This window comes from Arthrobacter sp. 18067 (assembly GCF_902706295.1).
Lineage (GTDB): Bacteria > Actinomycetota > Actinomycetes > Actinomycetales > Micrococcaceae > Arthrobacter.
In genome coordinates, this window is record NZ_CACSJJ010000006.1 from 1 (window position 1) to 17,792 (window position 17,792).

Sequence of the window (17,792 nt, forward strand, 5' to 3'; positions counted from 1 at the left end):
GGCTGGGGCACATGGCCGTCAAGATCGCCAAGGCCATGGGGGCGGAAGTCACTGTGTTCACTACCTCCGAATCCAAGTTCGACGCCGCCAGGGAACTCGGTGCCGACCACGTGGTTCTCTCCAAGGATGCCGACGCCATGGAGGCCGCCAACCGGAGCATCGACGTCATCATTGATACTGTCGCCGCGCCGCACGACCTCAACCCCTACTTCCGGACGCTTCGGCTGGATGGTGCACTCTTCCAGCTGGGCCTTCCTGCCGACGACATGCCGCCGGTCAGCCCGGGCCTGCTCATCCGCCGCCGACTCGCCTACGCGGGTTCGTTGATCGGAGGCATTGAGGAAACTCAGGAAATGCTGGACTTCTGTGCGGAACACGGTGTTGCCAGCGACATCGAAATTGTGCGGGCCGACCAGCTGAACGAAGCCTACGACCGTATGGTGGCCGGCGATGTAAAGTACCGTTTCGTGCTGGACACTTCAACACTCCAGGACCCATCCGAAAGGGCAGACGCATGAGCACACTGTTCACCAAGATCATCAATGGCGAGATCCCGGGCCGCTTTGTCTGGAAGGACGAGGACGTGGTCGCTTTCCTGACCATCGCCCCGCTCACACACGGACACACCTTGGTAGTGCCGCGCGAAGAGGTGGACTCGTGGACGCATGCCAGCCCTGAACTCCTGGCCAAAGTCATGGACGTCGCCCAGAGCATCGGCAAGGTCCAGGAGAAGCTCTTCGACGCCAAGCGCGTTGGCGTCCTCATGGAAGGTTTCGAGGTGGAGCACTTGCACGTGCATGTGTGGCCGGCCTACTCCACTGCGGACTTTGAGGTCCACAACGTAGACCACAACCCGGACCCTGCGGTTATGGATGCCACTGCAGTGAAGCTTCGTGCCGCTCTCCGGACGGCCGGACATGGAGATGCTGTCCCCGAAGACTGACCTCCGGGACGAGTTAACCCGGCGGTGCTTAATCAGCGCCGCCGGGTCTTCCTTTGTCTGCCGCTAGACAGGGGCGAGGGCCTGGTTGAGCACCGTACGTATGCGCTTTTCCGACACCGAATAGGCTGTGCCCAGCTCCACCGCGAACAGGCTCACCCGCAGTTCCTCCACCATCCAGCGCACGCGGGTTAACTCCGCGCCTGCCCTGCGTCCGGGAAGCAGCGCCGAAACAGCGTCGTCGTAGTCATCCTCCAGCGCCTGTACGATCGCCATGTTCAGGCCATCACGCTGGACGTTGCCCGGCAGTTTTTCCAGCCGCTTCTCGATTGCCTGCAAGTACCGGGGCAGCTGGCTGAGTTGCGCGTAGCCCGTCTGTGCCACGAAGCCGGGGAAAACCAGTTGTTCCAGCTGGCTTTTCATGTCATTGAGGGCACTGATCAGCGGCAGGCTGGCGTTGGACTTGAGCTCTTTCTGGATGCGGCGCGTACTGGCCAAAACGCGTTCGACGACGGCAGTCACCGTGAAGACGGTATCAATCAGTTCTGCCCGGACTACTTCATACAGGGCATCGAACGACGGCCTGTCCCACGGCAAGTCCTGCGGCGTCAACTTATCGATGGCGGCAAGTGCGCAGTCCGCGATCAGGGCGCTGACGGACCCGTGCGGGTTCTGACTGAAGGTCAGTTTTTCCATGTTGCTCAGGTGCTCCAACACGTAACGGTCCGGAGGCGGAATTCGCAGCGCAAGGAGACGGATGACGCCACCGCGCATGGCGGATTCCTGTTCAGCCTTGGTCTGGAATACCCGGAGCGCGACCGACTTGCCTTCATCAACGACAGCAGGGAAGCCAGTGACGTCATGGCCCTTCACGGTGCGTGTGACCTGACGCTCCACGGTGCCGAAGTCCCATTCGGTGATTCCGCTGCGTTCCGCCACCGCTCCGTTGCCAGCTGTTGCGTTGGTAACGGCCGCCGTCGACGGTTGGCTGTTGGCGCTGCCGGTTCCCTTGCCACCCTTGGCGCGCGACGTCGTTGCGGGAGTGGCGCCGAGCGACTCCGCTATGGCGCGGCGTGTGGCAGGAGCCAGCTTCTCCTGGAGTTCGGCGAGGTCCTTGCCTTCGTCCAGCACCTTGCCTTTGCTGTCGACCACTTTGAAACTCACGCGCAGGTGGGACGGTACTGCATCCCAATTCCATGAGCCGGGCGGAATGACGTGCCCACGGAGCCGGCGGAGTACGAGTTCCAATGACGCTTCGAGGTCGTCTGCGGCGGGGTCGAAGTCTGCCTCCAGGGCGGCCGTGGCCTGCCGGGCCACATCAGGGGCAGGGACGAAGTTCTTCCGTACCTGCTTAGGCAACGATTTGATGAGGGCCGTCACCAGCTCTGCACGTTGCCCCGGAATCTGCCAACGGAAGGGGGCATCATCGAGTTGGTTGAGGAACAACACAGGAACCTCGGCGGTGACACCATCGGATGGGTTGGGTGCCGATCCCGGCGCCACGGGATGGAACTCGTAACTCAGGGGGAGTTCAAAGCCCTTGTGCAGCCAGGTCTTCGGATATGCGGAGTCGTCCAGTGCCTCGGCGTCTTCGCTCATCAACAGCGATTGGTCGAAGTCCAGGAGGTTGGGATCCGCGTGGCGGGCATCCTTCCACCACTTGTCGAAGTGCCTCTCGGAGACAACGTCCGGGCCAACGCGTGCATCGTAGAACTCGAACAGCGTCTGGTCGTCCACAAGGATGTCGCGCCGGCGCATGCGGGTCTCGAGTTCCTCGATCTCCTGGAGCAAGGCACGGTTGCGGTGGAAGAACTTGTGGTGCGTCTTCCATTCGCCTTCCACCAGGGCGTGGCGGATGAACAGCTCACGGGAGAGCTCGGGATCGACGCGCCCGTAATTGACCCGCCGGTTGGGAATGATCGGCACGCCGTACAGCGTGACTTTCTCATGGGCCATGACGGCGCCCTGCCGGGAAGACCAATGGGGTTCGCTGTAGGAACGCTTCACCAGGTCCGGGGCTACCTGCTCGGCCCACAGGGGATCGAACTTCGCGGCGACACGCGCCCAAAGGCGGCTCGTCTCCACCAACTCCGCAGCCATGACAAACGCAGGAGACTTCTTGAACAGGGCTGAGCCGGGGAAGATGGCGAAGCGGCTGCCGCGGGCCCCCGCATATTCACGCTTGCGCTCATCGAGGAGGCCAATGTGGCTCAATAACCCGGACAGCAGGCTGATGTGGATGCCCTCATAGTTCCCTACGGGATCGGCCTCGCGCTTGTTGTCCAACGCGATGCCCAAGGGCTTGGCCAGTTGCCTGAGCTGCGTGAACAGGTCCTGCCACTCGCGGACCCTCAAGTAATTGATGAACTCATTGCGGCACAGCTTGCGGAACTGCGTGGAAGACAGTTCGCGCTGCTTTTCCTGGATGTAGTTCCACAGGTTGAGGAAGCCCGTAAAGTCCGAGATCTCATCGCGGAACCGCGCGTGCTTCTCCGAAGCGAGCTGCTGCTTGTCAGTTGGCCGTTCGCGCGGATCCTGAATGGTGAGGGCTGCCGCGAGGATCATGACTTCCCGGACGCAGCCGCGCTTGCCGGCTTCCACGATCATCCGGCCAAGCCGCGGATCCACAGGCAGCTGGGCAAGCTTCTGCCCGACGGCGGTCAGCCCGCTGCCGCTGCGACCGTTACTGCCGGCGTCTGCCGCCTTGGGCGAACTCAAGGCACCGAGTTCGCGCAGGAGAGTGACGCCGTCGTTAATGGCCCTGGAATCCGGGGGTTCCACAAAGGGAAAGTTCTCCACATCCTTGGGTCCGCGGGCGACGCCCATGGCCGTCATTTGCAGGATGACGGCAGCAAGGTTGGTTCGGAGGATTTCCGGGTCGGTGAACTGGGGACGCGACTCGAAGTCTTCCTCGGAGTACAAGCGGATCGCGATGCCTTCGGACACACGGCCGCAACGACCGGAGCGCTGGTTGGCCGAGGCCTGGGACACGCGCTCTATGGGAAGGCGCTGGACCTTGGTCCGGTGCGAGTAGCGGGAGATGCGGGCCGTTCCGGTGTCTATCACGTACTTGATGCCCGGGACGGTCAGGGATGTCTCCGCCACGTTGGTAGCGAGGATGATGCGTCGCTTGCCACCAGGGTTGAAGACCCTGTGCTGCTCCTGGAGGCTTAGGCGGGCAAACAGTGGCAGCACTTCGGTCCCCGCCAGGCGGCGGTTGGTCTGGATGCGGCCATTGATGGCCTCCGCCGCGTCACGGATTTCGCGTTCGCCGGAGAAGAAAATGAGGATATCGCCCGGAGCTTCCTTGGCGAGTTCGTCTACGGCGTCGCAGACAGCATCCAGGGGATCACGGTCTTCTTCGAGTTCGTCGTCCGAACTTTCTTCGTCCGCGCCGGCTGGCTGGGACAGCGGACGGTAACGGATCTCCACCGGGTAAGTGCGTCCGGAAACTTCAATGATGGGCGCGGGCTCTTCGTCGTTTCCGAAGTGCTTGGCAAAGCGTTGGGGATCGATGGTGGCCGAGGTGATGATGACCTTGAGGTCCGGCCGCTGGGGGAGGATGCGTTTGAGGTAGCCCAGGATGAAGTCGATGTTGAGGCTGCGCTCATGGGCCTCATCGATGATGATGGTGCTGTACTTCCGCAGCAGCTTGTCCCGCTGGATCTCGGCGAGGAGGATGCCGTCGGTCATCAGTTTGATCTTGGTGGACGCGCTCACCTCACCGGTGAAGCGGACCTGGAAGCCGACTTCCTGGCCGATCCCGACGTCGAGTTCTGACGCGATGCGTTCGGCCACCGTGCGGGCTGCCAGTCGGCGCGGCTGGGTGTGCCCGATCAGGCCCTTGTCTCCAAGGCCAAGCTCGAGGCACATTTTGGGGATCTGGGTGGTCTTACCCGAGCCGGTCTCACCGGCAATGATGGTCACCTGGTTTGCGGCGATGGCCGCCATCAGATCCTCGCGGCGCTCGGAGACGGGCAGCTCTGCGGGGTAGGAAATATGAAGTGTCATGGCTGCTGCCAGTCTACTGTGGCTGGGGTCCCACGTCCGCTGTGCCCGTCACAGTCCCGGCCGCGGCACTCAGCCGGTGCGAGAGTTCAAGGGCGTAGGACGTGAATTCTTCGGGTTCGAGGATCTCAAAGTCCATGTCCAGTGCGGCCAGGTACGCAGCCGGTGCGGCCAGGTTGTCCCATCCGGACCTCAGTATCGTGGCCGCCGCGCCGTCAGCCGTCAACGTCGCGTATTGGGAACTGACGACGGCGGCCACCTCGGCGAGTGGCGCGCGGAGCCGCACCACGACATCGAATCTGTAGGGTGATCGGGTGATCGACTGCTGTACGTAGGCCGCCAGGTCCTCCGCCGGCAGCGGCCGTGGACTGTACTTCTTGCGTTCGGACGGCAGGGAAGCGAAGCGGTCCGCACGGAAGGTACGCCAGTCTTCCCGCTCCACATCCCAAGCGACCAGATACCAGCGGCGGCCCGTGTCCACCAGTCTGTAAGGCTCCACGAGGCGGCGTGCGGATTCCCCGTCGGACTTGACGTATTCAAAGGAAATCTGCCGTCGATCCGATATCGCGGCCGAGACTACGGTCAATTGTTGGGGATCGACCGTCGCCGCATTGCTGGGCAAGGTGGTGACGGCAGCCTTCAGCATGGCAAACTTCGGACGAAGCCGGGACGGCAGCACTTGTTCGAGCTTTGCCAGGGCTCGAACGGAGGCCTCACCGATGCCGGCAACGGGCCCGGCAGCGACTGAGTTCAGGCCCAGGGCGACAGCGAGGGCCTCATTGTCATCCAGGAGCAAGGGCGGCAGCTGGGCGCCGGCACCGAGTTGGTAGCCGCCGGCAATGCCGGGGGAGGCGTGAATGGGATATCCCAGGTTGCGCAGCTTGTCGATATCGCGCCGCACGGTCCTCTCGGTCACACCCATTCGGTCGGCCAGGGCCGGCCCCGTCCATTCCCGACGCACTTGCAACAGTGACAGCAGCTGGAGAAGGCGGGCGGAGGTTTGGATCATGGAAGTGAATCTAGTCCATGCGCGCCGTGAGTGGACGTCCCCGGCTTTGGGTCGCGGAAAGGGACACGTAAGGACGCCCGCCGTTGGGGGAATCCTGCAGAATTCCGTGAACGGACGGGCGTCGGTGGGATGTGGTGTGACTCGATCTTGGAGTGGAACGGATTTCGCAGGTGCCCGGCATGCCCTAGTAGATGCGCGGATTCCAGTACGGGCTGCTGGGAGCGTCAAAAGCGCTCCACGGTTCCTTGGAACTGACGGGCGGGTTATGTCCGCGACCATCCTTCAACAGGGCAGAGATGGTGGCGGCGACGGCGGTGATGAGGACGATGAAGAGGATGATTCCGAAGATTTCCATGCCTCCAGCCTGCTCCTGTGGGAGGCCAAGAAACAGTGGCAGAAATGCCCCATTTAGATAATTTTCTGCCACAATGGAGATATGTTGAAATCAGTGGCGGTGATCGTTGTCCCCAACTTCTCGATCTTCGAATTCGGCACGGCCTTCGAGGTCTTCGGCATCGATAGATCGGACCGTGACGCCGGGGTACCGGCCTTCGATTTCCGGGTGGTAGCCCCGGAACCGGGCGACATCCGGATGAAGTCCGGCCTGTCACTGCATGTAAGTTTGGGCCTCGAGGCAGCGGCCGATGCGGACCTCGTCATCATGACGCCTTTCGGCCGGGACCAAGAGGTCCCCGAATCTGTCATGGATGCCTTGCGGGCAGCCCATGCGCGTGGAGCGTGGGTTATGTCCATCTGCTCCGGCGCGTATGCACTGGCCCGTGCCGGACTCCTGGACGGGCGCCGCTGCACCACCCACTGGCACTATTCCCAGGACCTGGCCAGTCGCTATCCGGACATCATCGTTGACGAGAACGTCCTCTATGTGCAGGACGGGACCATCATCACCAGCGCAGGCACCGCAGCAGGTATCGATGCGTGCCTCCACCTTGTGCGAGTTGAACTGGGGGCCAATGTCGCTGCCGCAATCGCCCGCGACATGGTGGTTCCGCCGCATCGCGACGGCGGCCAGGCCCAGTTCATCGACCGGCCCATGCCCCGCTGTGGTTCAGCGCCCATGGAGGAACTCCTGCGTTGGATGGTGGAACACCTCGACGAGGAACACAGTGTGAATGAACTCGCCGCACGTCTCCACATGTCTCCCAGGACCTTTGCACGCCGCTTCAGGGCAGAAACCGGGACGACTCCTGCCGCGTGGCTCAATTCGCAACGGGTCTTGAGGGCGCAGGAGCTATTGGAGACCACCGAACTGAACATTGACGAAATCGCCAGGGAAGCAGGGTTCGGGCATTCGGTGCTGCTCCGCCACCATTTCACCAAGGTGCTGGATACCAGTCCGCAGAGTTACCGGCGTGCGTTCAGGGGCCAGCTGGCTGAGGCCATCTGAGCGGCCCGGGGTCGTTAGCGTCGGCTCCCGAGGCGACCGCGGGACTCCGAGCCCTCAGCCTTGGCGCATTCCACCAGTTCCTGCCATGGGCCAGTGACGGCGCGGTCGGGGAGGGTGGCGCGGCGTTGCCCCGCCCTGATGGAGTACATGAACCGGTCGGGTTCGTTGGCTGCACGGGCCTGGCTTTTCGCTTCGTCCCACGGGCAGGCCTCAACAATCGGAACCCATCGTTCCTTCTCGTCGGGGGAGACAGCCTCCACGCTCCAGACGCGTGTCATCGCGGCGATTCCCCCGCTGCGTTGGACGGTGATCTTCATGACCGGCTGCTTCTCGTTCGACGTTCCATGGCCAGCCAGCCGGCGGGACCACAAACCAGCACTGTCCGGTCCCGCCCTGTGACTAAACCTTGACCTTTACAGTCTCCCACGCCTTGAGGACGGCGTCATGTTCAGCTGAACCGGAACCGAAGAGTTCCTCGGCGGTGGCCACAGTGGACTTGGCAAACTTCCCAAACGTGCACGTGGCGGGGAGTGAACCGCTCGTCAATGTGCCGTACCAAATCTGGCCCGGCGCCTCCCACGCATTGCCGCCGAGCTCCGAGGCAACGACGTAGAAAGCCTTGTTCGGGATGCCGGAGTTGATGTGCACTCCACCGTTGTCAGCGCTGGTCCGCACGTACGTATCCATGGAGTCCGGTTGGGGATCCTTGCCCAATACGTCGTCGTCATAAGCGGTCCCGGGTGCCTTCATGGAACGCAGGGCGGCACCTTGCACCTGGTCTGTGAAGAGGCCTTCGCCGATCAGCCAGCTGGCCTGCCCTGTCGACTCCTGCTTCAGGTACTGCTCCACAAGGACGCCGAACACGTCCGACATGGATTCGTTGAGCGCGCCGGCCTGGTTGCGGTATGCCAGATTGGCCGTGTACTGCGTGACGCCATGAGCCAGTTCATGGCCTATGACACTGACGGATTTGGTGAAGCGCTGAAAGATCTGGCCGTCACCATCGCCAAAGACCATCTGGGATCCATCCCAGAAGGCGTTGTCGTAGAGCTTTCCGTAATGGACGGTCGCGTCCAAGGCCAGGCCCGCGCCGTCGATTGAGTCCCTGCCGAAAATCTCGCCGTACAGGCGGTGTGTGCTGCCGAGGCCCTCATAGGCCTCATCGGCTGCAACGTCCCCGACGGGTCCGGCGCCCTCCTTCCGGACAACCCGCCCCGGTAGGGTCTCCGAGGATTCGGCATCGAATATGGTCCGCTTCGGAGGGCCGGGCTTGGCTTGGCGGGCACTGGGCGGCGCCGGCGGAACGGGGGCTGTGCGGATGGCCTGCAGGTTCTTGATATGCAGCAGCGACTCTTTGGCTGCCCTGGCGACGGCCCGCAGCCGTGGCTCGTTCTGGGCGGCTATCTTGCGAAGCATGTACGGAGGGACGATCGAGCACATCACGGCAAACCCCTTTGGCTATCGGTAAGTCCAACTGGATTCAGCCTAAAAGCAGCTGCAGACAATATTGCGGTGCCCGCCCGGCAAGCCCCGAACTGATAGCGCGGCACCGGCAGACAAAAATACCCCGCCAGCAGGACTGGCGGGGTATTCGTTGTGCCCTCGATAGGATTCGAACCTACGGCCTTCTGCTCCGGAGGCAGACGCTCTATCCCCTGAGCTACGAGGGCATCCAGGGTTCCCTCCGTTGCCGGTGGGACGTCCTAGAGCTTAGCAGCCACTGCACCGCAAATGAAAACCCGGCGCCGCAGTGCCAGGCCCAGCTCAGAGGCCTGCCAATCCGGACCCGGTCAGTACCCGGCGAACGAGTCGACATGCACCCGGCGTGCTCCCGCGCTTCTGGCCGCAGCGCGCAAGGAGTCAACGCTCGCCGGGGAGCCCGAGACAAACACTTCCCGGTCCGCGATGTCCGGAACCAACTCCGCCAGGCGCGCAGCATCGATTCTGGAAGCGCCGGCGTCGAGCATGAACTCCGGGGGAATTGACCCGTCCGCGAGACGGGCGATGACCTTCGCTCCTGACGCTTCCAACTGCTCCACGCAGGCCAACTCATCACGGCCCTTGGCCAGATACACCACCACGGTGTCGCGCGCCAGGGCGTCGGACGCCAGGTGCGACAAGAAAGGTGTGATGCCGATTCCTGCAGCGATCAGCAGGACCGGCTTCCCGGCGTCGTGCGGCAAGAGAAAGTCTCCGCCCACGGCAGTTGCAGAGAGCTTGTCACCGGGCTTCAAAGCCATCAACGCCTTTTTTGCCGTAGACAGCGGCTCTGCCGTACCAACTCCGAAAGTCACCTCAGGCGAACCGGGCGCGCTGGTGATGCTGAAGACACGCCGGCGGCCTTTGCCGTCGGAACCGGAATGCGGCAAATTGAGCTCCATGAACTGCCCGGCCGCAAACCGCACAGGTCGCTGCGGCTCAAACCTGAACTCCGTACTGCCCGGAGTGAGGGCACGCGAACCCTTGAACGTCAGCTCAACGCCGCCCCGCTGGCCCAGGAAGAAGGCCAGAAGGTTGCCGAGCAGCAGGGCCAGCTCGGGGGAGTTGGCAACGAAGCCGAAGTTGTAGGGAACCGCGAAGACAACACCCACGACGCCGGCAAGCGCCAACTGCTGCCAGCGGCGGGGAGGCAGGGTAAGCGGCTCAGAGAGCATGAAACCCACGAAGAACAGCAAGGGGCGCTGGGCCAGCGATTGCCACAACGCCTGCCCGAACGTCATGCTGCGGCTCAAGAGCTCCACCGTAATGATGGTGGTGGACGCCACCAGGAAAACCGCGGCCATCAGCAATTTCCGTGTGCGGTAGAGGACAATCAGCACGCCGGGGACCAAGAGCCAGAGCATTGCCGGGGTGGCGGCCCACCACGTGGCGATGTTCAACCCGGTCAGGCCCGTGATGAATGCCCCGGTCGCCGCTGGGTTGAAGATGTGCCGCCCGCGGAAAGCCAGTGCGTACTTGGACACGCTTGCCAACACGCAGGCCAGTGCTACACCCGTCATGTCGGTCAGCCCGAACGTCGGCCAGAACAGGAAATAGAGCAGCAACCCCGTAATCAGCGAGGACTCCGTGTGCGGTTTAACCCGGAAGACCAACGCGAGCAACCGGTTGGATGCGTAGGTCACCCCCAGGCAGAGTGCAAGGTGCACCAGCATCTCCGGGAGACCGAAGGTCAGCCATCCCAGGATATTAAGGAGCATGCTGTAGGCCACCAGCACACCCAGTACCCACAGAATCAAGCGGTACATCGTGAAGCGACCCAACCAGGTGTCCACCCGGGACTTAGCGGCAATCATGTGAACAGTCTCCCCTCGAAACGGTTCGAAAACGTGGCGGCACCACTGGAGGAAACCCTGAGCCAGGAGAAATCGAACTCATCCTGCAACCGGGCAGGTTCCAGCATGAACAGTGCCGTGGCCAACGCATCGGCCAATAGTGCGCTCGCAGCCATGGTCCACGTAGCCACCGTGGTCTGAATGGGCTTGCCAGTGGTCCCATCCAGGACGTGGTGCAGTCCATCACCCCAGGCCCGACGGTTGGAAGCCGAGGCACAGAGCGCGGAATTGTGGAGTTCAACGGTGCCGATGGCCTGACCGGGGTTGTAGGGGTGTTCCAAAGCGACTATCACAGGATCCGTTCCCGCGTGCAACATGTCGCCGCTGCCGTCCACCAGGAACTCAGCGTGGTCCGTTGAGCGAAGGACCTCGCCCAGGAGGTCCACCAGCTGCCCCTTTCCGGCGGCTCCAATATCCAGGACCACCGGCTCCTTGGCCGTCAAGGCCTCACCTGTCCACTCAAGGACGTCTTCCCAGCGGGGCGGAGGCTGGGGGCTTCCGGACGGAGCCAACGTGTATCCGGGATCGTAGCCAAGCCGTTCGAGGCTGCTGCCGATGAGCGGGGTCATGGCACCATCACTGAGCCGATACAGGGAGGCATAAACCTCCTGAAGGCCTTTGGCATGCCCGGGCAATGTGATCCTGCCCGGTCCACGGGAGAGACTGGACACCAAGGAATCTGCCCTGAACCGCGAATACGTCCGGTCATAATCACCCACTGTTTCCAACAGCTTGTTCCGCACCGCGGGTGCCAGCGGCTCCGGCGTCGAAATCTCCCAATGCGTGCCGATGCCTTCGAAACTGAAGTTGCTCCAGTCCGGATACGGCATGGTGCTACTTGGCCTGGGACTTGATCTGCTCCACGGCGTCGTTGAATCCGCCGGAGGTGAGGGAGGAACCCGCCACCTTGGAGACGTTGAGCTCATCGATGCTCTTGCCGACTATTTGCGCAGAAATACCACCGGCGAACTCGCCCTGGAACTTCTTGGTGTTCGGGTTGGACGGGTGGACCGTGATGTTCACAGCGGACACAGTGTCACCCGCGAGGGTGAGTTCCACGCCCACGGTCTCCTGACCGTTGGGGGAGGTATACGTGCCGTCGGCGCTGTAGGTTCCGTCCTTGTACGTGGTGGTGGCCGCGGCGGTGGAACCGGACGCGGTGGATGAAGTGGTGGGGCTGGATGTGCTCGCCTGGCCACCGTTCTCGCCGGCCGGCGTGGACTCCGTGGACGGCGACTGCGCAGATGGGGCGCAGGCGGCCACTGCACCGATGAGTGAAAGGCCGGCAACGCCGGCGTAGAGGCTCTTGCGGAGTGGCGTAGTCATGGTTCTGCTCGTTTCAACTGGACAAGAAATGCTCAATGGACTGGGTTTCCCGGGATGACCGACGAGGCCACCTCCTACGTCTTCACAACGTTGAATTCAGCGTAATGGTTCAGTCTGTGCCACCCGCCAGCCGATCCTGTGCGCTGGCTGTGACCAAACTATCCACATAAGCGACCCTCAATTCCGCGACTTTGCGGGCCCCCGGTAGGCTAGATGCGTGACTCCCGAAGAACTCTCTGCTGCCATATCCGCCTGCCTTAAGGACGCCGTCTCTAGCGGCGAAATCGCCTTGACGGAATCTGCCGTGCCTGACGCCGTGCGAGTGGAGCGACCCAAGAACCGGGATCATGGAGATTGGGCCACCAACATCGCCCTGCAGCTCTCCAAGCAGGCCGGTATGAATCCCCGCGAATTCGCCGGTATCCTCAGCAACCATCTGCAGGGCATTCCCGGTGTTACCGGGGTGGAAATCGCCGGTCCAGGTTTCCTGAACATCACCGTGGATGCTGCCACGGCCGGTGCCTTGGCCAAGGCCATTGTTGAGGCCGGTGCGGGCTATGGCACCAACCAGGCGCTCGCGGGCCGCGTGGTCAACATGGAATTCGTTTCCGCGAACCCCACTGGTCCGCTGCATATCGGACACACGCGCTGGGCTGCCCTGGGCGACGCCATTGCCCGTGTGTTGCGTGCCTCGGGAGCTGACGTCACCGCTGAGTACTACATCAATGACGCCGGCTCGCAAATGAACGTCTTTGCCAACTCGGTGCTTTCCCGCCTGCACGGCCGGGGCGTTCCGGAGGGCGGCTACCCGGGCGAATACATCCGGGAACTGGGCGACGAGGTCCTGAAGGCCCACCCTGGCATCCGCGAACTGACGGACGAAGCGGCCCTCCCCGTGATCCGGGCCGCGGCCTACGAGGCGCAGATGGGGGACATCAAGACCACGCTGGCAGACTTCGGTGTTGAGTTTGACGTCTTCTTCTCGGAAAAGGAACTGCACGACGCCGGTGCGATCGAATCGGCCGTTGCGCGACTTCGGGAGCAGGGGCACGTCTTTGACGACGGCGGTGCCGTCTGGTTGCGGACCACCGACTTCGGCGACGACAAAGACCGTGTGATGATCCGCGCCAACGGCGAACCTACCTACTTCGCTGCTGACGCCGCGTACTACCTCTCCAAAAAGGACCGCGGATTCACCGAAAAGATCTACCTGCTCGGTGCCGACCACCACGGGTACATCAACCGCCTGAAAGCCATTGCGGCCTGCGCGGGTGATGATCCCGAAGTCAACATCGAGGTCCTCATCGGCCAGCTCGTGTCCGTGAATGGCGCAAAGCTGTCCAAGCGCGCGGGCAACATCATCGAGCTCAAGGACCTCATTTCCTGGCTCGGCAAAGACGCCGTCCGGTACTCGCTGGCCCGTTTCCCGGCCGACTCGCCGTTGACGCTGGATCCTGAACTGCTGAAGAAGCACAGCAATGAGAACCCCGTTTTCTACGTGCAGTACGCCCATGCCCGGTCCCGCGGCACGGCACGCAACGCTGCCGAGGCCGGCGTCGAGCGCCAAATTGATGGGCAGGATGCCTTCGACGCGTCGCTTCTTGACCACGCCACGGAAAACGAGCTGCTCTCCTACCTGGGTAGCTACCCGTCCATCGTGGCAAAGGCGGCCGAACTGCGCGAGCCGCACCGCGTCGCCCGGCACCTCGAGGTCATCGCCGGCGCCTACCACCGCTGGTACGACGCCTGCCGCGTTTCCCCGCAGGGCGACGATCCCGTCCTGGACGTCAACCGCACCCGGCTGTGGCTCAATGACGCCACCAGCCAAGTGCTTGCCAACGGACTCGAACTGCTGGGCGTCTCGGCGCCGGAACGGATGTAGGGCTATGAACACAGACGCTGCGCACGCTTCACCGCTGGCTCCTGAATGGTTGGCCGTCCCTGAAGACCTCAATGCCCTGCAGGCGCCGATGTGGGCGGCCGGGGTTGAGAAGAACGACGCCGGCGAGGTCACCATTGACGGCATTGCCGTCAGTGAGCTCAAAGAACAGTTCGGAACTCCGCTGTTCGTCATGAGTGAATCGGACTTCCGCTCCCGGGCCCGCGCATTCAAGGACGCCTTCGACGCCGCCTTTGCGGACATCTGCGGGGGAGTGGATGTCTACTATGCAGGAAAGTCCTTCCTCTGCACCGCTGTGGCCAGCTGGGTAGCAGAAGAGGGCCTCCGCCTTGATACGTGTTCCGGCGGCGAACTCGCTGTCGCTGCACGAGCAGGAATCGAAGGCTCAAACCTTGGGCTGCACGGCAATAATAAGTCGGACGCCGAGATCAACCGTGCCTTGGACATGAAGCTTGGCAGGATCGTGGTGGACAGCCTCGACGAGCTCGAGCGTGTTGCCAAGATAGCGTCCAGCCGCGGCGAAGTTGCCAAGGTCATGCTGCGACTGACCCCCGGCGTGCATGCGCACACCCATGAGTTCATTGCCACTGCCCACGAGGACCAGAAGTTTGGTCTGTCCATGGCAGGAGACTCCACCGAGGAGGCCGGTCTCTCGGCAGCTGAGGAAGCTGTGGCAGTTGCCACCTCGTACGCCAGCATCGAGTTGCTCGGCCTGCACTGCCACATCGGCTCGCAGATCTTTGAGCCGGACGGATTCGCCGTGGCAGCAGAGAAGCTCCTGGGCTTCCTTGCGGCCATGCAGGCCAAGTACTCAATTCTCCTGCCGGAACTGGACCTCGGTGGTGGCTACGGAATCGCCTATACGCCGGTGGACACCCCCCGCCCGCCGGCCGAGATCGCGCAGGCGATGGCCGCCGTCGTGCGTTCAAAATGCGCTGAGCTGGACATCACGCCGCCGCGCATCTCCATCGAGCCCGGACGCGCCATCGTAGGCAGCACCACGTTCACCCTGTACGAAGTCGGCACCCTCAAGACCGTCCGAGTCGACGCCCCTGAGGGTGCGGAGGACCTGAAGAACGTTACGTATCCGCGCCGCTATGTGTCGGTGGACGGCGGTATGAGCGACAACGCCCGTCCGGTGCTGTACGACGCGGATTATTCGGCGATTTTGGCATCCCGTGACTCCTCAGCGGCTCCGCAGCTGTCCCGCGTAGTGGGCAAACATTGCGAGAGCGGCGACATAGTTGTTAGAGATGTATATCTGCCCGCGGACGTGGCAGCCGGTGATTTGCTCGCAGTACCGGGTACCGGCGCCTACTGCTGGGCCCTCTCCAGCAATTACAACTACCTGGCCCGGCCTGGCGTTGTCGCTGTACGCGACGGAGCTGCCCGGCTGATTGTCCGCGGGGAAACCGAAGAAGATCTCTTGAACCGCGACATGGGAGTGCCGAATGTCTGAAGTGCGAACCTTGAAGGTGGCCCTGCTGGGCTGTGGCAACGTTGGGGCCCAGGTCGCGCGGATCCTGATTGACGACGCCGAGACCCTTGCCGCCCGCAGCGGCGCCCGCCTTGAGCTGTCCGGCATCGCCGTCCGCAACATCGACACCCCGCGTGATGTCGAATTGCCTCGTGAACTTTTCACCACGGACGCCGATACCCTCGTCAAGGATGCAGATCTGGTCATCGAACTTATGGGTGGCATAGAGCCAGCCCGGTCGCTGATCCTGACGGCCATCCAGAACGGCGCGTGCGTTGTCACGGGCAATAAGGCACTGCTCGCTCAGGACGGCCCCACCCTGTATGAAGAGGCCGACAAAGCCGGCGTCCAGTTGTCTTATGAGGCCGCGGTAGCCGGCGCCATCCCCATCCTGCGCCCCATTCGCGACAGCCTGTCCGGCGACCGCATCACTCGCGTCCTGGGCATCGTCAACGGCACCACCAACTTCATCCTTGACCAGATGGACACCACCGGTGCACAGTTCTCCGACGCCTTGGCCGAAGCCCAGCGCCTTGGATACGCCGAAGCAGACCCAACGGCCGACGTCGAAGGACATGATGCCGCGGCGAAGGCCGCCATCCTCGCGTCGCTGTCCTTCCACACCCGTTTCTCCCTGGACGATGTTTACTGCGAAGGCATCACCAAGGTCTCCGCTGCGGACATCGCTTCCGCCAAGGAAGCCGGATTTGTCATCAAGCTGCTCGCGATTGCCGAGAAGATCGACTCATCAGAGAACAGCAGCGGCATTTCGGTGCGCGTCCACCCCACCCTCCTGCCGCGCGAACACCCGCTGGCCGCAGTACGTGGTGCGTTCAACGCCGTCTTCATTGAAGCGGAGAACGCCGGTGAGCTGATGTTCTACGGCCAAGGCGCAGGCGGAACGCCGACGGCCTCTGCCGTCATGGGCGATCTCGTCTCCGCAGCGCGGCGCCTGGTCCTGGGAGGCCCGGGCCGCACGGAAACCACCACGGGGTATGTCCCGGCCTTGACCATCGACGCCTCCGACACCAGCTACTACATCGGCTTGGACGTAGCTGACCAGGCCGGCGTTTTGGCGCGGATCGCGCACATCTTTGCGGAAAACGGTGTCTCGATCGAGATCATGCGTCAAACGATCCACCGCGACTCTGAGTCGAACGTTGAATCGGCTGAGCTGAAGATCGTGACGCACCGTGCGTCCGAAGCTGCACTCGCAGCAACCGTCGAGGCCGTCAAGGGCCTGGACGTCATCAATTCTGTGACATCCGTACTGCGGGTAGAAGGGGTCTAAGTGGCTCACCAATGGCGCGGAGTAATCCGCGAATACGCTGATCGTTTGCCTGTAACGGAAGCCACGAAGGTCATTACCCTCGGCGAGGGCGGCACCCCGCTCGTCCACGCGCAGAAGCTCTCCGAACTGACCGGCTCGGAGGTCTACCTCAAGGTTGAAGGAATGAATCCCACGGGTTCCTTCAAGGACCGTGGCATGACCATGGCCATGACGGCGGCTGTGGAAGCCGGCGCAAAGGCCGTAGTGTGCGCCTCCACGGGCAACACGTCCGCCTCCGCTGCGGCCTACGCCACGGCAGCTGGCCTCAAGTGCGCCGTGCTGGTTCCTGAGGGCAAGATCTCCATGGGCAAGCTGAGCCAGGCAATTGCGCACGGCGCCACGTTGCTCCAAGTGGACGGCAACTTCGACAACTGCCTGGACATCGCGCGCAAGCTTGGCGAGGCCTACCCGGTCTTCCTGGTCAACTCCGTCAACCCCGCGCGCATCCAGGGGCAGAAGACCGGCGCGTTCGAAGTGGTGGACTCGCTGGGCGATGCCCCGGACATCCACGTACTGCCCGTCGGCAACGCCGGCAACATCAGTGCGTACTGGAAGGGCTACAAGGAGTACTCCGCGCCCTTCGAGACCGCCAATGGAACGCTTCCTGCCGTGTCCACAAAGACGCCCATCATGTGGGGCTTCCAGGCTGCAGGTGCTGCGCCGTTCGTCGCCGGACACCCCATCACCGAGCCGGACACCATTGCCACTGCCATTCGCATCGGCAACCCGGCGTCCTGGGACACCGCCGTTGCAGCGCGCGACGAATCAGGCGGACTCATCGAAGCTGTCACCGATGACGAGATCCTGGCCGCCCACCGCTGGCTGTCTGCGAAGGAAGGCGTTTTCGTCGAGCCCGGCTCGGCTGCCGGCGTCGCTGGGTTGATCAAGAAGCACGCCGCAGGCGAGGTGCCGGCGGGCAAGACGATCGTGATCACCGTTACCGGGCACGGACTTAAGGACCCCCAGTGGGCCCTCCGTACCGAGGACGGCAGCGATGTCCAGCCCGTCAAGGTGCCAAACGACGTCGTCACCGTTGCCGCGGAACTGGGACTGGAAGAAAACTAA

15 protein-coding genes and 1 tRNA gene are annotated in these 17,792 nt (G+C 62.9%); 7 read left to right on the forward strand and 9 right to left on the reverse strand.

Annotation, left to right across the window (positions count from 1 at the left end; all coding sequences use genetic code 11):
- Both GVL04_RS07325 and GVL04_RS07330 read left to right on the forward strand, forming a co-directional pair.
- Positions 1-518 (forward strand): zinc-binding dehydrogenase (locus tag GVL04_RS07325; RefSeq protein ID WP_159701904.1); only part of this gene is annotated, 518 nt, incomplete at its 5' end.
- Complete coding sequence (locus tag GVL04_RS07330) at positions 515-943, forward strand: HIT family protein (protein WP_159701907.1); 429 nt, start codon at positions 515-517, stop codon at positions 941-943. The genes GVL04_RS07325 and GVL04_RS07330, both read left to right, overlap by 4 nt.
- Positions 944-1,006: 63 nt before the next feature.
- Here GVL04_RS07330 and hrpA read toward each other — a convergent pair whose 3' ends face one another.
- From hrpA to GVL04_RS24500, 3 genes are all read right to left on the reverse strand, one after another.
- Complete coding sequence (gene hrpA, locus GVL04_RS07335) at positions 1,007-4,951, reverse strand: ATP-dependent RNA helicase HrpA (RefSeq protein ID WP_159701910.1); 3,945 nt, start codon at positions 4,949-4,951, stop codon at positions 1,007-1,009.
- A 13-nt stretch (positions 4,952-4,964) separates the two neighbouring features.
- Positions 4,965-5,957 (reverse strand): YafY family protein, encoded by a 993-nt coding sequence (locus GVL04_RS07340; protein WP_159701913.1) that lies wholly within the window; start codon positions 5,955-5,957, stop codon positions 4,965-4,967.
- 184 nt (positions 5,958-6,141) lie between these two features.
- Entirely contained in the window at positions 6,142-6,312 is a 171-nt protein-coding gene (locus GVL04_RS24500; protein ID WP_200846779.1) for a hypothetical protein, read from the reverse strand.
- 81 nt (positions 6,313-6,393) lie between these two features.
- Between GVL04_RS24500 and GVL04_RS07345 the strand changes: the two genes are divergently transcribed.
- A complete protein-coding gene (locus GVL04_RS07345; RefSeq protein ID WP_159701916.1) occupies positions 6,394-7,362 on the forward strand; it encodes a GlxA family transcriptional regulator in 969 nt (322 codons plus the stop codon).
- Between the two features lie 14 nt (positions 7,363-7,376).
- On the opposite strand, the gene GVL04_RS07350 is transcribed toward GVL04_RS07345, so the two are convergent.
- The 6 genes from GVL04_RS07350 to GVL04_RS07375 form a co-directional block, all read right to left on the reverse strand.
- Complete coding sequence (locus GVL04_RS07350; protein WP_159701919.1) at positions 7,377-7,679, reverse strand: protealysin inhibitor emfourin; 303 nt, start codon at positions 7,677-7,679, stop codon at positions 7,377-7,379.
- Positions 7,680-7,761: 82 nt separating this feature from the next.
- Positions 7,762-8,802, reverse strand: a complete 1,041-nt coding sequence (locus tag GVL04_RS07355; protein WP_235036211.1) for a M4 family metallopeptidase — start codon at positions 8,800-8,802, stop codon at positions 7,762-7,764.
- 157 nt (positions 8,803-8,959) lie between these two features.
- A tRNA-Arg gene (locus tag GVL04_RS07360) sits at positions 8,960-9,032 on the reverse strand.
- Between the two features lie 120 nt (positions 9,033-9,152).
- Positions 9,153-10,655, reverse strand: a complete 1,503-nt coding sequence (locus tag GVL04_RS07365) for an FAD-dependent oxidoreductase (protein ID WP_159701922.1) — start codon at positions 10,653-10,655, stop codon at positions 9,153-9,155.
- Positions 10,652-11,524: an FAD:protein FMN transferase gene (locus tag GVL04_RS07370; RefSeq protein ID WP_159701925.1), complete on the reverse strand. Its 873-nt coding sequence runs from the start codon at positions 11,522-11,524 to the stop codon at positions 10,652-10,654. The genes GVL04_RS07365 and GVL04_RS07370 overlap by 4 nt, the downstream gene beginning before the upstream one ends.
- Before the next feature lie 4 nt (positions 11,525-11,528).
- The gene (locus GVL04_RS07375; protein WP_159701928.1) at positions 11,529-12,020 is read right to left on the reverse strand and encodes a hypothetical protein; all 492 of its coding nucleotides are present in this window, start codon (positions 12,018-12,020) and stop codon (positions 11,529-11,531) included.
- 217 nt (positions 12,021-12,237) lie between these two features.
- Between GVL04_RS07375 and argS the strand changes: the two genes are divergently transcribed.
- From argS to thrC, 4 genes are read left to right on the forward strand one after another with little or no spacing between them, the layout of a single operon-like run.
- Positions 12,238-13,902, forward strand: a complete 1,665-nt coding sequence (argS, locus tag GVL04_RS07380; RefSeq protein ID WP_159701931.1) for an arginine--tRNA ligase — start codon at positions 12,238-12,240, stop codon at positions 13,900-13,902.
- Between the two features lie 4 nt (positions 13,903-13,906).
- Positions 13,907-15,379 carry a diaminopimelate decarboxylase gene (gene lysA, locus GVL04_RS07385; protein WP_159701934.1) on the forward strand — a complete coding sequence of 491 codons (1,473 nt, stop codon included), beginning with the start codon at positions 13,907-13,909 and terminating at the stop codon, positions 15,377-15,379.
- Positions 15,372-16,688, forward strand: coding sequence for a homoserine dehydrogenase (locus tag GVL04_RS07390; RefSeq protein WP_159701937.1), 1,317 nt, complete (start codon positions 15,372-15,374; stop codon positions 16,686-16,688). Before lysA ends, GVL04_RS07390 begins: the two co-directional genes overlap by 8 nt.
- On the forward strand, positions 16,689-17,792 hold the full coding sequence (gene thrC / locus GVL04_RS07395) for a threonine synthase (RefSeq protein WP_159701940.1): 1,104 nt from the start codon (positions 16,689-16,691) through the stop codon (positions 17,790-17,792).

Excerpts from the sequence above, each read along its gene's own strand:
- GVL04_RS07330 (WP_159701907.1), top strand. The coding sequence starts at position 515 with ATGAGCACACTGTTCACCAAGATCATCAATGGCGAGATCCCGGGCCGC.
- hrpA (WP_159701910.1), bottom strand. The coding sequence starts at position 4,951 with ATGACACTTCATATTTCCTACCCCGCAGAGCTGCCCGTCTCCGAGCGC.
- GVL04_RS07340 (WP_159701913.1), bottom strand. The coding sequence starts at position 5,957 with ATGATCCAAACCTCCGCCCGCCTTCTCCAGCTGCTGTCACTGTTGCAA.
- GVL04_RS24500 (WP_200846779.1), bottom strand. The coding sequence starts at position 6,312 with ATGGAAATCTTCGGAATCATCCTCTTCATCGTCCTCATCACCGCCGTC.
- GVL04_RS07345 (WP_159701916.1), top strand. The coding sequence starts at position 6,394 with ATGTTGAAATCAGTGGCGGTGATCGTTGTCCCCAACTTCTCGATCTTC.
- GVL04_RS07350 (WP_159701919.1), bottom strand. The coding sequence starts at position 7,679 with ATGAAGATCACCGTCCAACGCAGCGGGGGAATCGCCGCGATGACACGC.
- GVL04_RS07355 (WP_235036211.1), bottom strand. The coding sequence starts at position 8,802 with ATGTGCTCGATCGTCCCTCCGTACATGCTTCGCAAGATAGCCGCCCAG.
- GVL04_RS07365 (WP_159701922.1), bottom strand. The coding sequence starts at position 10,655 with ATGATTGCCGCTAAGTCCCGGGTGGACACCTGGTTGGGTCGCTTCACG.
- GVL04_RS07370 (WP_159701925.1), bottom strand. The coding sequence starts at position 11,524 with ATGCCGTATCCGGACTGGAGCAACTTCAGTTTCGAAGGCATCGGCACG.
- GVL04_RS07375 (WP_159701928.1), bottom strand. The coding sequence starts at position 12,020 with ATGACTACGCCACTCCGCAAGAGCCTCTACGCCGGCGTTGCCGGCCTT.
- lysA (WP_159701934.1), top strand. The coding sequence starts at position 13,907 with ATGAACACAGACGCTGCGCACGCTTCACCGCTGGCTCCTGAATGGTTG.
- GVL04_RS07390 (WP_159701937.1), top strand. The coding sequence starts at position 15,372 with ATGTCTGAAGTGCGAACCTTGAAGGTGGCCCTGCTGGGCTGTGGCAAC.